The 14,047-nt window shown below is 70.0% G+C and carries 13 protein-coding genes and 1 pseudogene; 2 read left to right on the top strand and 12 right to left on the bottom strand.

The genetic code is table 11. The features are described 5' to 3' along the window. Positions 1–37 precede the first annotated feature (37 nt). The 7 genes from E5198_RS11510 to coxB form a co-directional block, all read right to left on the bottom strand. Complete coding sequence (locus E5198_RS11510; RefSeq protein ID WP_136490134.1) at positions 38–1,105, bottom strand: heme A synthase; 1,068 nt, start codon at positions 1,103–1,105, stop codon at positions 38–40. A gap of 88 nt (positions 1,106–1,193) precedes the next feature. Further along, the gene (locus tag E5198_RS11505; RefSeq protein WP_136490133.1) at positions 1,194–1,778 is read right to left on the bottom strand and encodes a hypothetical protein; all 585 of its coding nucleotides are present in this window, start codon (positions 1,776–1,778) and stop codon (positions 1,194–1,196) included. Beyond that, positions 1,756–2,511 carry an SURF1 family protein gene (locus E5198_RS11500; protein ID WP_236574603.1) on the bottom strand — a complete coding sequence of 252 codons (756 nt, stop codon included), beginning with the start codon at positions 2,509–2,511 and terminating at the stop codon, positions 1,756–1,758. Before E5198_RS11500 ends, E5198_RS11505 begins: the two co-directional genes overlap by 23 nt. A gap of 10 nt (positions 2,512–2,521) precedes the next feature. After that, positions 2,522–3,409, bottom strand: a complete 888-nt coding sequence (locus E5198_RS11495) for a cytochrome c oxidase subunit 3 (protein WP_136490131.1) — start codon at positions 3,407–3,409, stop codon at positions 2,522–2,524. Positions 3,410–3,467: 58 nt separating this feature from the next. Continuing rightward, on the bottom strand, positions 3,468–4,019 hold the full coding sequence (locus tag E5198_RS11490; protein WP_136490130.1) for a cytochrome c oxidase assembly protein: 552 nt from the start codon (positions 4,017–4,019) through the stop codon (positions 3,468–3,470). Between the two features lie 25 nt (positions 4,020–4,044). After that, complete coding sequence (gene ctaD / locus E5198_RS11485; protein WP_136490129.1) at positions 4,045–5,646, bottom strand: cytochrome c oxidase subunit I; 1,602 nt, start codon at positions 5,644–5,646, stop codon at positions 4,045–4,047. 5 nt (positions 5,647–5,651) lie between these two features. Further along, positions 5,652–6,776, bottom strand: coding sequence for a cytochrome c oxidase subunit II (gene coxB, locus E5198_RS11480; RefSeq protein WP_136490128.1), 1,125 nt, complete (start codon positions 6,774–6,776; stop codon positions 5,652–5,654). Between the two features lie 304 nt (positions 6,777–7,080). Here coxB and E5198_RS11475 point away from each other — a divergent pair, with 304 nt between their 5' ends. Next, positions 7,081–7,722: a hypothetical protein gene (locus E5198_RS11475; protein ID WP_136490127.1), complete on the top strand. Its 642-nt coding sequence runs from the start codon at positions 7,081–7,083 to the stop codon at positions 7,720–7,722. 46 nt (positions 7,723–7,768) lie between these two features. Here the strand turns inward: E5198_RS11475 and E5198_RS11470 are convergent. From E5198_RS11470 to E5198_RS11450, 5 genes and pseudogenes are all read right to left on the bottom strand, one after another. After that, a pseudogene (locus E5198_RS11470) lies at positions 7,769–8,486 on the bottom strand (carbonic anhydrase); the annotation flags it as partial. 132 nt (positions 8,487–8,618) lie between these two features. Beyond that, positions 8,619–9,815: an ABC transporter permease gene (locus E5198_RS11465; RefSeq protein ID WP_136490126.1), complete on the bottom strand. Its 1,197-nt coding sequence runs from the start codon at positions 9,813–9,815 to the stop codon at positions 8,619–8,621. Further along, complete coding sequence (locus E5198_RS11460; protein WP_136490125.1) at positions 9,815–11,026, bottom strand: ABC transporter permease; 1,212 nt, start codon at positions 11,024–11,026, stop codon at positions 9,815–9,817. The genes E5198_RS11465 and E5198_RS11460 overlap by 1 nt, the downstream gene beginning before the upstream one ends. Beyond that, positions 11,026–11,712, bottom strand: a complete 687-nt coding sequence (locus E5198_RS11455; protein ID WP_136490124.1) for an ABC transporter ATP-binding protein — start codon at positions 11,710–11,712, stop codon at positions 11,026–11,028. The genes E5198_RS11460 and E5198_RS11455 overlap by 1 nt, the downstream gene beginning before the upstream one ends. Next, a complete protein-coding gene (locus tag E5198_RS11450) occupies positions 11,709–12,857 on the bottom strand; it encodes an efflux RND transporter periplasmic adaptor subunit (protein WP_136490123.1) in 1,149 nt (382 codons plus the stop codon). Before E5198_RS11450 ends, E5198_RS11455 begins: the two co-directional genes overlap by 4 nt. A gap of 106 nt (positions 12,858–12,963) precedes the next feature. Between E5198_RS11450 and E5198_RS11445 the strand changes: the two genes are divergently transcribed. Then, entirely contained in the window at positions 12,964–13,878 is a 915-nt protein-coding gene (locus E5198_RS11445; RefSeq protein ID WP_136490122.1) for a D-hexose-6-phosphate mutarotase, read from the top strand. The last annotated feature ends 169 nt before the right edge of the window (positions 13,879–14,047 follow it).

Below are 14,047 nucleotides of genomic sequence, written 5' to 3'. Positions count from 1 at the left end.
GTTCCCTCCCCCTCGTTGTTGTTCTTGTGCGGTTGTCCTACAGGCGCGAATAGCGCCGCAGCTCGTCGCCGCCACGGCCGATCAGGCGCAGGCCGGCCCCCTGCCTGGCCGGCGCCGCCGCGCGCAGCCGGTAGTTGACCAGCACCAGCACCAGCAGCAGGCCGGCCCCGCCGAGGTTGTGCGCCACTGCCACCGCCAGCGGCAGGTGCAGCAGCACGTTGGCCAGGCCCAGGCTGACCTGGGCGGCCAGCGCCAGCAGCAGCAGGCCGGCCAGCCCGGACAGACCGCCACGGCGCAGCTGCCAGGCCAGGGTCAGCAGCAGCAGGCTGACCAGCAGGGCGCCGAGGCGATGGCTCATGTGGATGGCGGTGCGCGCGTCGCTGTCGAGCTGGCCGCCGAGGTAGTTGGGGCCGATGTGCTGGGTCAGGTGGAAACCGTTGGCGAAGTCCATCGCCGGCCACCACTGGCCATGGCAGGTCGGCAGGTCGACGCAGGCCACCGCCGCGTAGTTGCTGCTCACCCAGCCGCCGAGGGCGATCTGGCCGATTACCGCGAGCAGCGCCAGTCCCGCCAGCGTGCGCAGGCGCGGCAGCACGCCCTGCAGCGGCGGCAGCGCGCCGGACAGGCGCAAGCTGAGCAGGAACAGCAGGCCGAGGGTGGCGAAGCCGCCGAGCAGGTGCGCGGTGACCACCTGCGGCCACAGCTTGAGGGTCACCGTCCACATGCCGAAGGCGGCCTGCAGCAGCACCAGCGCCAGCAGGGCCAGCGGCAGCCTGAGCGGCTGGCCGGCGCGGTCGCGCCGGCGCACGGCCTGGATCGCGAGGACGAGGATCAGCAGGCCGAGGCTGCCGGCGAAGTAGCGGTGGACCATCTCGCTCCAGCCCTTCTCCGCCTCCACCGGGGCGTCCGGGAAATGCCGCTCGGCATGGGCGAGCTGTTCGGCGCTCTGCGGCACGCCGAGGAAGCCGTAGCAGCCCGGCCAGTCGGGGCAGCCGAGGCCGGCGTGGGTCAGGCGGGTATAGGCGCCGAGCATCACCACCAGCAGGGCCAGCAGCGTGGCGCAGAGGGCGAGCCGGTAGCCCGGTCTTCTTGTGCTTGTCGCCATGGCAGATCCTCCCCCCGGATTCCTGCACAGCTGGTCGAAGTCACTCCTGTCTTTGACTCTAGCAGTCCTCCGGCAGGCTGCCCGGCGCTCAGCCGATCTGCGAGATCTTCAGCAGGTGGCGCAGGTCGTCGAGGATATGTTTGCCGTCGCTGCCGACCCGATAGCGCAGCACCAGGTTGCCGTGCGGGTCGACGATCCACAGCTGCGCACCGTCCTGCGGGTAGCGCTCGACATCCAGGCCCAGGCGCTGCAGCTGCGGGTAGGCGGCGCGCAGCTCGGCGTCGTAGTCGACCGGCAGCGCCGCGCCATGGGCGAGGACATGGCCGGCGCGCGGCGCCTCGCGATTGAGGCCGATATGGATCTGCCGCGCCAGGTAGACCAGCGCCCGGCAATCCGCCGCGCAGTCGTCGGCGCTGGTCACCAGCAGCACCCACCGGCGCGGCTCGTCGCCCGCCTGGATGTCCCAGCTGCCGGCCACGCCGAGGTCGGCCGGCGTCTGCCCGGTAGCGATCAGCTCGCCGTGATAGCTGCGGGCCTGCGGCACCCAGAACTGCCAGCGATACATGGCGCTGGCCAGCAGCATCGGCCCGATCACCACGGCCAGCAGGCCGAGCAGTTGCCAGCGCCCGCGACCGCGCCGCGGCAGCGGCTCAAGCGTCAGAGTGGAGCCCATCGTGCACCTCCCGTGCCTGTTTCACGCCGAACCACAGGTACATGCCGAGCAGGGTCGCCGCCAGGGCGAACCACTGCACCGCATAGCCCAGATGCTTCTCCGGCCCCGAAGCCACCACCGGCCAGTCGCCGACGTAGCTGGCCGGGCCGGGCTCGAGGCGCAGTTCGTCGGCCAGCCCGTCGCGCTCCAGCTCGCCCCACAGCGCCGGAGCCTCGACCACGTTGACCAGCCGCGGCCAGCCCTCGCCCGGGGCGCCGTCGCCGAGCAGGAAGGCGCTGCCGGGCGGCCGATAGACGCTGGCCTCCAGGCTCAGCTCGCCGACCGGGGTGTCGAACGCCGGCAGCGCCGCCCGCTGCGGCCAGGGCAGCCAGCCGCGGTTGACCAGCACCCAGCGCCCGCTCGGGCGGTCGAGAAACGGCTGCAGCAGCTCGACGCCGACCCGTCCGCCACGCTGGCGGTTGTCCAGCAGCAGGCTGTGCCCGGCGTCGAAGGTGCCGACCAGGCGCACGCGGCGGAAGGACGGATCGTCCAGCGCCGCCAGCTCGACCAGATCCACGATTGGTGCCTGGCTGCGCGCGGCCTGCTCGGCGAGCAGCTCGCGCTTCTCTCCGGCGCGCTGCAGCTGCCAGCAGCCGAGGCCGAGCAGCAGCGGCAGCAGGGCCGCGACCACCAGGGTCGGCAGCAGGCCCGGGCGGAAACGCCGGTCCCGCGGCGGGACGGCGGCAACCGACACGGCCGCACCCTCACAGCACGTAGACGAAGACGAACAGGCCGACCCAGACCACATCGACGAAGTGCCAGTACCAGCTGGCCGCCTCGAAGCCGAAGTGCTGATCCGGGGCGAAATGCCCGCGCAGGATGCGGATCAGCATCACCAGCAGCATCAGCGCGCCTATGGTGACGTGGGCGCCGTGGAAGCCGGTGAGCATGAAGAAGGTGGCGCCGTAGACGCCGGAGGCCAGGGTCAGGTCCAGCTCGGTGTAGGCGTGCACGTATTCCTCGGCCTGCAGCACCAGGAAGGCGGCGCCGAGCAGCACGGTCAGCGCCAGCCAGGCCTTGAGCGCGGTGCGCCTGTCGTGGCGCAGGGCGTGGTGGGCGAAGGTCAGGGTGAAGCTGGATGTCACCAGCAGCACGGTGTTGATCAGCGGCAGGTGCCAGGGGTCGATGATCCCCTGCGGCGGCGGATAGGCCTTGGGGTCGGGGTTGTCGAGCAGCGGCCAGCTGAACTGGAAGTCCGGCCAGAGCATGGCGCTGACGCCCTTGTCGCCCGCGCCGTCCAGCCAGGGGCCGACGAACACCCGCAGGTAGAACAGCGCGCCGAAGAAGGCGGCGAAGAACATCACCTCGGAGAAGATGAACCAGCGCATGCCCCAGCGGAACGAGCGGTCCATCTGTCCGCTGTACAGCCCGCTGCGGCTCTCGTGGATGACGTTGCCGAACCAGCCGAACAGCATGTACGCCAGCAGCAGCGCGCCGACGAAGAAGATCAGCGGGCCGGCCGAGTCGGCGCGCGCCGCCTTGAGGTCGTTGAACCAGGTGCCCAGGCCGACCACCGTCACCAGCAGGCCGATGCTGGCGATGATCGGCCACTTGCTCTGCTCGGGGACGTAGTACTGCTCGTGGCTGGCCATTGTCGCTCTCCTCGGCCGCGCCGGCAGCGCGGCCTGCTGTGCATGGGGTGCGTCCCCGTCAGTTGCCTGTGCGCTGCGCCAGCGGCGGCTTCTGCGCGGTGATGTCGAACAGCGTGTAGCCCAGGGTCAGGTGCTGCACGTCGGCCGGCAGGTCGCGGTCGACGATGAAGCGCACCGGCATCTCGATGCGCTCGCCCGGCTGCAGCACCTGCTGGGTGAAGCAGAAACACTCGGTCTTGTGGAAGAACGCCGCCGCCTTGGCCGGCGCCACGCTGGGGATGGCCTGGGCGGTCATCGCATGCTCCGTCGGGTTGTGGGCGACGAACAGCATCTGGTTGACCGCGCCGGGGTGCACCACCAGCTCGTCCTGCTGCGGGTCGAAACGCCAGGTCATCCCGGCGGCGTTGGTGGCGAGGAACTGCACGCGCACGGTGCGCGCCTCGTCCACCTGCTGGCTGCCCGTGTAGGCGCCGGCGGTCTTGCCGTTGATGCCGAAGGCCTGGCACATCACGTCGTACAGCGGCACCAGGGCGAAGCCGAAGCCGAACATGGCCACCACCACCAGCAGCAGGCGGCGGACCAGGCGGCGCGTGTCGGTGCTGTCGCTCATCGCAGGCTCCTCGCGCCTCGGCCACTCAGTGCAGCCGGCTGCGCTCGTCGACTTCCGGCGGAGTCTGGAAGGTGTGGTAGGGCGCCGGCGAGGGCACCGTCCACTCCAGGCCGTGGGCGCCGTCCCAGGGCTTGTCGGCGGCCTTCGGCCCGCCGCGCACGCACTTGACGACGATGAACAGGAACAGCAGCTGGGTGGCGCCGAACAGGAAGGCGCCGACGCTGGAGACCATGTTGAAGTTGGCGAACATCAGGTTGTAGTCGGGGATGCGCCGCGGCATGCCGGCCAGGCCGACGAAGTGCATGGGGAAGAACGCCAGGTTCATGCCGACGAAGGACAGCCAGAAGTGCAGCCTGGCCAGGGTCTCGTCGTACATGTGCCCGGTCCACTTCGGCAACCAGTAGTAGGTGGAGGCGAAGATGCCGAAGATCGCTCCCGGCACCAGCACGTAGTGGAAGTGCGCCACCACGAAGTAGGTGTCGTGGTACTGGAAGTCGGCCGGGGCGATGGCCAGCATCAGCCCGGAGAAGCCGCCGATGGTGAACAGGATGACGAAGGCCACGGCGAACAGCATCGGCGCCTCGAAGGTCAGCGAGCCGCGCCACATGGTGCTCACCCAGTTGAACACCTTCACCCCGGTGGGCACGGCGATCAGCATGGTGGCGTACATGAAGAACAGCTCGCCGGTCAGCGGGATGCCCACGGTGAACATGTGGTGCGCCCAGACGATGAACGACAGGAAGGCGATGGCGCCGGTGGCGTAGACCATCGAGGTGTAGCCGAACAGCGGCTTGCGGCTGAAGGTGGGGATGATCGCGCTGACCGCGCCGAACGCGGGCAGGATCATGATGTACACCTCGGGGTGGCCGAAGAACCAGAACACGTGCTGGAACAGCACCGGGTCGCCGCCGCCGGCGGCGCTGAAGAAGCTGGTGCCGAAGTGGATGTCCATCAGCATCATGGTCACCACGCCGGCCAGCACCGGCATCACCGCGATCAGCAGGAAGGCGGTGATCAGCCAGGTCCACACGAACAGCGGCATCTGCATCAGGGTCAGCCCCGGCGCGCGCAGGTTGAGCACGGTGGCGATGACGTTGATCGCGCCCATGATCGAGCTGATGCCCATCAGGTGCACGGCGAAGATGAAGAAGGTGACGCTCTCCGGCGCGTAGGTGGTCGACAGCGGCGCGTAGAAGGTCCAGCCGAAGTTGGGGCCGCCCCCTTCCATGAACAGGGTGCTGGCGAGCAGGCCGAAGGCCGCCGGCAGCAACCAGAAGCTGAAGTTGTTCATCCGCGGCAGGGCCATGTCCGGCGCGCCGATCATCAGCGGGATCATCCAGTTGGCCAGGCCGACGAAGGCCGGCATCACCGCGCCGAACACCATGATCAGGCCGTGCATGGTGGTCATCTGGTTGAAGAACTCCGGCTGGACGATCTGCAGGCCGGGCTGGAACAGCTCGGCGCGGATCACCATGGCCATGCTGCCGCCGAACAGGAACATGGCGAAGCTGAACACCAGGTACATCGTGCCGATGTCCTTGTGGTTGGTGGTCAGCACCCAGCGCATCAGGCCCCGGGCCGGGCCGTGGGCATGACCGTGGGCGTGCGTGTCGATCACTGCGCTCATGTCCGTCACTCCTTCGCCTGCTTGAACGCCGCGATCTCCTGCGGCGTGACCATGTCACCGGTGCTGTTGCCCCAGGCATTGCGCTCGTAGGTGATGATCGCCGCCAGATCGACGTCGGAGAGCTGCTTGCCGAAGGCCGCCATGGCGGTGCCCGGCTTGCCGCCGACCACGATGGCGATGTGGCCTTCCTTCGGCCCGGTGGCGATGGCCGAGCCCTTGAGGGCCGGGAACACCGGCGGCATGCCGGCGCCGGTGGGCTGGTGACAGGCGGCGCAGGCGGTCTGGTAGGCCTGCTCGCCGCGCGCCATCAGCTCTTCCAGGGTCCATTCCTTGCCGGTCAGTTCCTTCTCCGCCAGCGCCGCGGCCTTGCGTTCGGCCAGCCAGCGGTCGAAGTCCTCGCGACTCTTCGCCTCCACCACCACCGGCATGAAACCGTGGTCCTTGCCGCACAGCTCGGTGCACTGGCCGCGGTACAGGCCGGGCTGCTCGATGCGCGTCCACGCCTCGTTGACGAAGCCGGGGATGGCGTCCTTCTTCACCGCCAGCGCCGGCACCCACCAGGAGTGGATCACGTCGGCGGCAGTGACCAGGAAGCGCACCTTGGCGCCGACCGGCACCACCAGCGGCTGGTCGACCTCCAGCAGGTAGTGCGCGTCCTTGGCCGCCCGGTTGTCGATCTGCGCCCGCGGGGTGGCGAGGTTGCTGAAGAACTCGACGTCCTGGCCCAGGTACTTGTAGTGCCACTTCCACTGGTAGCCGGTGATCTGGATGTCCAGATCGGGTTCGGAATGGTCGTAGATGGCGATCAGCGTGCGGGTGGCCGGAACCGCCATCAGCACCAGGATGACGAAGGGCACCACGGTCCAGAGGATTTCCACCCAGGTATGCTCGTGGAACTGCGCCGGCTGCTGGCCGCGGCTGCGCCGGTGCATGAGCATCGACCAGAACATCGCGCCGAACACCACCACGCCGATGACCACGCAGATCCAGAAGATGGTCATGTGCAGGTCGAATACCGAGCGGCTGACCTCGGTGGCGCCCCGGCCCATGTTCACCGCCCACTCGGCCTGCGCCGGCAGCGATGCCAGCCCGAGCATGGCCCCCAGCCAGAAATGCGAATGTCGCAACATTCGGGGTCCCCTTATCGTTCTTCTTGTACCCGCCGGCTTCTTGCCTGCGACCAGGGGGCGCGGCCGTCTCGCGGCCAGCGCCGGTTCTCGCACCCTGCCCTGCTTGAGCAGCTGCCGGATCCCTTCAGCGCACACACAATCCGAGTATAGACAGGGTCCCCGGGCTGGCAATCGAACCGGAAATCGCGGGCGAGGCTGCAGCCGATCGGAAATTCGTTAGCTTGTTACAGGTCAATTGGCGCAACCGGCGATCTGCAACTATGTTGCGTTGCTGTCATCAACTGCCTCTGGAGTACTGCCTTCCATGAACATCGCCGCCCTGCGCGAACGCATCGACCAGGCCCTGCAGCACGAAACCGAACACGGCAGCCTGGCCACCGACCTGGCCGGCCGCATCGACGGCCTGCACCGCGCCATTCGCCTGCCCGAAGCGGATGCACCGGGGACCCTGCTGCGCTTCGTGCGCGCCTATGTCGACGAGGTGCCGGAGCTGGTGGAAGCGGCGGCCAGCGTGGCGAGCGAGGCCGGCATCGATGCGCAGATCAAGCCGGTGCTGCGCCTGGCCGAGGAGTTCTTCCTCAGCCCGCCGCCGGAGCTGGAGGGACATGAGGGCCTGGAAGCCCTGCTGGACGAGGCCTATCTGGCCCATCGCCTGGTGGAGGAGGTCAACGACCGCTACATCGCCCACTTCGGTCAGCCGCTGATTCCGCTGGACACCACGGTGGCCAACCTGGTGGCCCATGCGCTGATCGGCGAGCCGTTCGCCAACCAGCTCGATGCCGCGGTGCATCAGGCCAGCGAAGCCCTGCAGGACGAGCGGATCTTCGTCACCGAAACCGCCCAGGAGTACCGCGCGCAGCTGGCCGACCCGCAGCGCCTGGCCGCCTGGCAGACCTGGCCGTGCCTGTCGCGCCAGCTGGGCGTCGAGCTGCAGCTGACGGCCTGAACGACGCAGCGCCGCCGCAGGACGCGGCGGCGCTGCCCGGACGGTCTCAGCCGTTGAAGCGCGAGCGCGGGGTGGCCATCGGCACCAGGTCGCCGTCGAGCGGCAGGAAACGGCCGCTCTCCGCGTCGTAGGCGATGATCTCGCTGGTCTCGATGTTGTACACCCAGCCGTGGATGAACAGCTGGCCGCTGGCCACCCGTGCCGCCACCGACGGGTGGGTCAGCAGGTGGTTGAGCTGGGCCACCACGTTCTCCTCGGTGAGCAGCTCCAGGTGCTCCTGGCCGCAGTCGCAGCGGGCGAAGTTCTGCTCGACCACGGTGCGCGCCACCTCGGCATGGCGCAGCCAGCCCTTCACCGTCGGCATGCCTTCCAGCGACTGCGGGTTGAGCACCGCCTTCATCGCGCCGCAATCGGAGTGGCCGCAGATGATGATGTGGCGCACGCCCAGCGCCACCACCGCGTACTCGATGGCGGTGGACACGCCGCCGTTCATCTGGCCGTAGGGCGGCACCACGTTGCCGACGTTGCGGGTGACGAACAGGTCGCCCGGCGAGCTCTGGGTGATCAGCTCGGGAACGATGCGCGAATCGGCGCAGGTGATGAACATGGCCCGCGGGTTCTGCGCGGTGGCCAGCTTCTTGAACAACTCCTCCTGCTCGGGGAACACGTCGCGGCGGAAACGCTTGAAGCCGTCGACAATGCTGCTCAGGGCCTCGTCGGCGCTATCCATCATCTTCTTCTGCACGGGAACCTCTTTCACGGTCTGTACTCCGGGGCTTCGCACGCGCTGCCGGCTTGTGGCCGCAGGCGTTCGGTTGGCGATTGACTGTCTTAAACGACAGTCCGCGTCGGCGAAAAGTCACACTGTTTTACCCGGATATTTATCACAGGCCTTGTCACTCGCTGCGCAGGGCGTCCACCGGATGCAGGCGCGCGGCCTGGCGCGCCGGCGCCAGGCCGGCAGCAGTGCCGATCAGCGCCGCCAGCAGCAGGGCCGCAAGGAGCAGCAGCGGCTGCGGGCGCAGCGGCAGTCCGGGCATGCCCAGTTGCAAGGCACCGAGCAGCAGAGTCATCAGCAGCAGACCGAGCAGGCCGCCGGCCAGCGCCAGCAGGGTGGCCTCGGCGAGGAACAGGCCGAGCACCTGGCGCGGACTGGCGCCAAGCGCGCGCAGCAGGCCGATCTCGGCGGTGCGCTCGCCCACCGCGGTGGTCATGATGGTGAGGATGCCGACCGCGCCGACCAGCAGCGAGATGCCGCCCAGCGCCGCCACCGCCGCGCTGAGGATGGCGAGGATGCGGTCGAGGCTGGCGAGCATGTCGTCCTGGGTGGTCAGGCTGAAGTCCTCGACGCCGTGGCGCTCGACCAGCAGCCGGCGGATGCCGGCGGCCAGGTGCGCGGCACTGGTGCCGGGGCCGTACACCACGCTGATCTCCATCAGCCCCTCGCGGTTGAACAGCGCCTCGGCCCAGTCCACCGGGATGTAGGCGACATCGTCGAGGTCGAAGCCGAGCAGCTGGCCCTTCTCCGCCATCACCCCGACCACCCGGAAGCGCGTGCCGCCGATGCGCAGCGCCTCGCCCAGCGGATTGGCGCTGCCGAACAGCTCGACGCGCAGCTTGTGGCCGAGCACGGTGACCGGCGGCGAGCGCCCGTCGCGCGGTGGCGGCAGGAACTGGCCGAGGGCGACGCGGAAGCGCCAGGCCTCGGCCAGCTGGTGGCCGCCGCCGATGACGTCGCTGCTGCGCTTGCGCGCGCCGGCCTGGATGTCGCCGCTGCCCTGGATCACCGGCACCACCGCCTCGACCTGCGGCAGACGGCGCAGCGCCTCGGCGTCGGCCACCGACAGCGGACGGATGCTGGCCAGCAGGCCGCCGAAACCGCCGGTCTGGGTACGGCCTGGATGGATGGCGATGATCCGCGTGCCGAACTGCGAGAAGTTGTCCAGCACGTAGTGGCGCAGGCCCTCGCCGATGGCGGTGAGCAGCGCCACCGCGGCGATGCCGATGGCCACGCCGAGCATCGTCAGCAGGCTCCGCAGCGGCCGGCTGGTCAGCGCCGAGCCGGTCAGCTGCAGGCCGTCCTGCCAGCGCATCAGCGCGCTCCCGGCGGGCGCAGCGCCTGCACCGGCGGCAGGCGCGCCGCCTGCGCCGCCGGCAGCCAGGCGAACAGCACGGCGGTGGCCAGGGCCAGCAGCAGCGCACCGAGCCGCGCCCACAGTGGCGCGCGCAGCGGGACCTCCCAGAGCAGACGCGCGATCCACAGCAGCAGCTCGCCGAGCAGCAACCCGGCCAGCGCGCCGAGCAGGGCGAGCAGCAGCGCCTCGCCGACGAACAGGCCGTGCACCTGCCGCGGCGTGGCACCGAGGGCCTTGAGCAGGCCGATCTCGGCGGTGCGCTGGCTGACCGCGATCCAGGTGACGTTCATGATCAGCACGCCGGCCACCAGCAGGCTGATCGCGGCGATGCCGGCCAGGGCCATGGCCAGGGCGCCGAGGATGTCGTCGAAGGCGGCGAGCATCGAGTCCTGGCTGATCAGGGTGACGTCCTCCTCGCCCTCGTGGCGTTCGCGGAGCAGCGCGAGGATCTGCCGCTTGCCGCTGTCCAGCAGCAGCGGACCGCGCACCTCGGCGAACACGCGGAACAGTCCCTCGCGGTCGAACAGCGCCTGGGCGCTGGCCACCGGGATGATCAGCAGCTCGGCGAAGTCCATGCCCAGCGACTCGCCGCGCTCCTCGATCAGGCCGATCACCCGGAACCGGCGGTCGCCGGCACGCAGCCATTCGCCCAGCGCCGGGCGTGCGCCGAACAGTTCGCGACGCAGCTTGGCACCGATCAGGCAGACCGCCTCGGCCTGGGCGAAGGGCAGCGGCGGCAGCGGCTGTCCCTGGCTGACCTGCAGCTGGCGGATGGCGAAGAACTCGCGACTGGTGCCGAGCACCAGGGCCTCGCGGCGGCGCCCGCCGGCGCTGACCTCCAGCTGACCGGCCTGCAGCGGGGCGACCCGGCGCACCGCGGGCAGGCGGGCGATGGCCTCGGCATCCTGCAGGGTCAGGTCGCGCGGCGCCAGGCCGGTGAGCGGCGGCACCCCGCCGGTGGTCTCCTTGCGCCCCGGCAGGACGATCAGGGTGTTGCGCCCGAGCAGCGAGAACTCGGCAAGCACGAAGCCGCGGGCGCCCTCGGCCAGGCCGGTGAGCAGGGTGACCGCCAGCACGCCGATGCCGATCGCCAGCAGCAGCATCAGGCTGCGCCGGCGATGCCCGCGCAGGGCGTCCAGGCACAGGCACAGAGCGTCGGCCGGACGCATCAGACCGCTCCGCCCTGCCGGCGGTCGCTGATGATCCGCCCGTCGCGCATGCCCAGGCTGCGCCGGGCGCGGGCGCCCAGGGCCGCGTCGTGGGTGACGATCAGCAGGGTCAGGCCGTCGCGGTTGAGTTCCTCGAGCAGCTCCACCACCTCGGCGCCGGAGTGGCTGTCGAGGTTGCCGGTCGGCTCGTCGGCCAGCAGCAGCGCCGGCTGCATGACCATCGCCCGGGCGATCGCCACGCGCTGGCGCTGGCCGCCGGACAGCTCGCCGGGACGGTGCGCCATCCGGTCGCCCAGGCTCAGCCGCTCGACCAGCCGAGCACTGCGCCGGCGCCGCTCGGCGGGCTCGATGCCGGCCAGCAGCATCGGCAGCTCGATGTTCTCCAGGGCGGTGAGGCGCGGGATCAGGTGGTAGGACTGGAACACGAAGCCGATGTGGCGGCTGCGCAGCGCCGCGCGGCGGACCTCGTCGAGCGCCGCGGTCGGCTCGCCGTCCAGCCAGTATTCGCCGGCGTCCGGCACATCCAGCAGGCCCAGCACGTTGAGCAGAGTCGACTTGCCGGAACCGGACGGCCCCATCACCGACAGGTACTCGCCGGCGGCGATGTCCAGATCCACTGCCTCCAGCCCCATCACCCGCTGCTCGCCGAGGTGGAAGCAGCGCGTCACCCCGCGCAGGCGGATCATGGCGGCGGCGCGCCATTGCGGGGAGTCACCGCCACCCCGTCGCCCAGCCCCTCCTGCTCCAGGCTGGCGAGGATGCGCGCGCCCTCCTCGAGGCCGGCGCGCACCTCGGTCCAGCGCCAGTTGGCCAGCCCGGTCTGCACCTCCACCGCGCGCAGCACGCCGCTCGCGGTGTCGTAGCGCAGCACCCGCCGGCCGTCGAGCAGGCTCTCGCTGGGAATGCGCAATACCCCCTCGCGCTGCTCGAGGAGGATCTCGACGTCGGCGCTGTAGCCGGTGAGCAGGGCGAGTTGCGGCGGCGGCGCGCGGAAGCGCACCTCGATGTCGACGGTGCGCGCCTGCTTTTCCAGCTCGCGCACGAAGGGCGCGATGCGGCTGACCGTGCCGACGAAGGACTGGCCGCGGAAGGCATCCAGGCTGATGCGCACCGGCATGCCGAGCGTCACGCGGGCGGCCTCCACCTCGTCGATCGGCGCCTCGACGTACAGGCAGCTGTCGTCGATCAGATCCACCGCCGGCGGCGTGGGGATGCCCGGCGGCGAGGGGGTGACGAACTCGCCGACCTCGCCGTTGATCTCCGCGACTATGCCGGCGAAGGGCGCCCGCAGGGTCTTCTGGTCGAGCAGCGCGCGCTGCAGGGCCACAGCTGCCTCGGCTTCGGCGACCTGCGCGGCGGTCGCCTCGCACTGCAGGGCGGACAGCCGCGCCTGGGTCTGCGCCCGGTCGAGCAGATCCGCCGCCGCCAGGCGGCGCTCGGCGAGGCGGCGCAGGCGGGCCACCTCGCGGCCGTCCAGCTCGGCCTGAGCGCACTGGCGCACGCGCGCATTGCGCTGCAGGAGCAGGCGCGCCTCGGCCTCGGCCAGACGTGCCTGCTGGTCGTCCTGGCGCAGGCGCATCAGCACCTGACCGGCCTGCACCCGCTCGCCCTCCGTCACCAGCCGCTCGGCCACCGGCGCACCGAGGTTGAACGACAGCTGCGAGCGACGACAGGCCTTGAGGGTACCGGCGCGGCTGTTGGCCACCAGGCTCTCCACCGGCCCGCGCTGCACGGTCAGCAGCACCACCGGCAGCGGCTGCGGCCGCTGCCACCACCACAGCAGGGCGCCCAGCGTCAGCAGCAGCGCCGCCGCGATCAAGCCCTTGCGCATGCCTGGCTCCCGGTCCACGTATCCCTTTCAGGGTAGCCCGCGCGCATGGCGCCGCCGCGAGAGGCGCGGAATAATGCGACATTGAATTACCGATCAGGACAGCCCCGTGACCCAGTCCACCCCGCATATCCGCCGCGAACAGTTCGACGACCTGCCCTGCTGGCGGGTCCGGACCGCCAACGCCGACCTGCTGATCGCCGAACAGGGCGCGCAGATCCTCAGCTATCGGCAGGGCGACGAGCCGCCGCTGATCTGGCTCAGCGAACAGGCCCGCGGCCTGCGCGGCCAGTCGGTGCGCGGTGGCGTGCCGGTATGCTGGCCATGGTTCGGCGACCTCGCGCGCAATCCCGCCGCCCTGCTCGCCCAGTATCGTGGCGAGGCCGCACCCTTCCATGGCCTGGTGCGCAACCTGCCGTGGGAATGCCGGGAAAGCGTGATCGACGGCGACGAGGCGCGTCTGCTGTTCGCCTGCCCGCAGGCGGAAAGCGGTCTGCCCGACTGGCCCCATGCCGTCGATGTGGAACTGGAGATCCGTCTTGGTGACCGTCTGCAGCTGCAACTGCGCAGCCACAACCGCGGCCAGCGTCCGGTGTGGCTCAGTCAGGCCCTGCACAGCTATTTCGCCGTCAGCGATATCCACAAGGTGAACATCGCGGGGCTGGACGGCTCACGCTACATCGAAACCCTCGACGGCTGGCGCGAGTACCGCCAGGCAGGCCCGCTGCAGTTCGCCGGAGAAACCGACCGCATCTACCTGGACCTGCCGCCGCGTCTGGAGCTACGGGATACCGGCTGGCAGCGGCGCATCTGCCTGCAAAGCCGTAGCTCGCGTTCGGCCGTGCTGTGGAACCCGTGGATCGACAAGGCACAGCGCCTGTCGCAATTCGCTGAGGATGCCTGGCAGCGCATGCTGTGCATCGAAACCGCCAACGTGCTGGACGACTGCGTGCAACTGGCCGGCGGCGAGAGTCACAGCCTGGAGCTGTGCCTGTGGGGCGAGCCGCTGAGTTCACAAGGCTGAGGTGTACGTCAAGCCCCGACCCGTTCGGGGCTTTTCCGTGTCTGTGGAAAGTTTCTGGCGCGAAAAGACGAAACCCCGACCAGCGTGGCTGGTCGGGGTTTCTGTATAGGTGCTTGACGATGACCTACTCTCACATGGGGAAGCCCCACACTACCATCGGCGATGCGTC

The sequence above is a fragment of the Pseudomonas sp. A-1 genome (genome assembly GCF_004801855.1).
Lineage (GTDB): Bacteria > Pseudomonadota > Gammaproteobacteria > Pseudomonadales > Pseudomonadaceae > Geopseudomonas.
The sequence above is the reverse complement of the archived record's forward strand: the minus strand, read 5'-3'. Positions and strand labels throughout refer to the sequence as shown.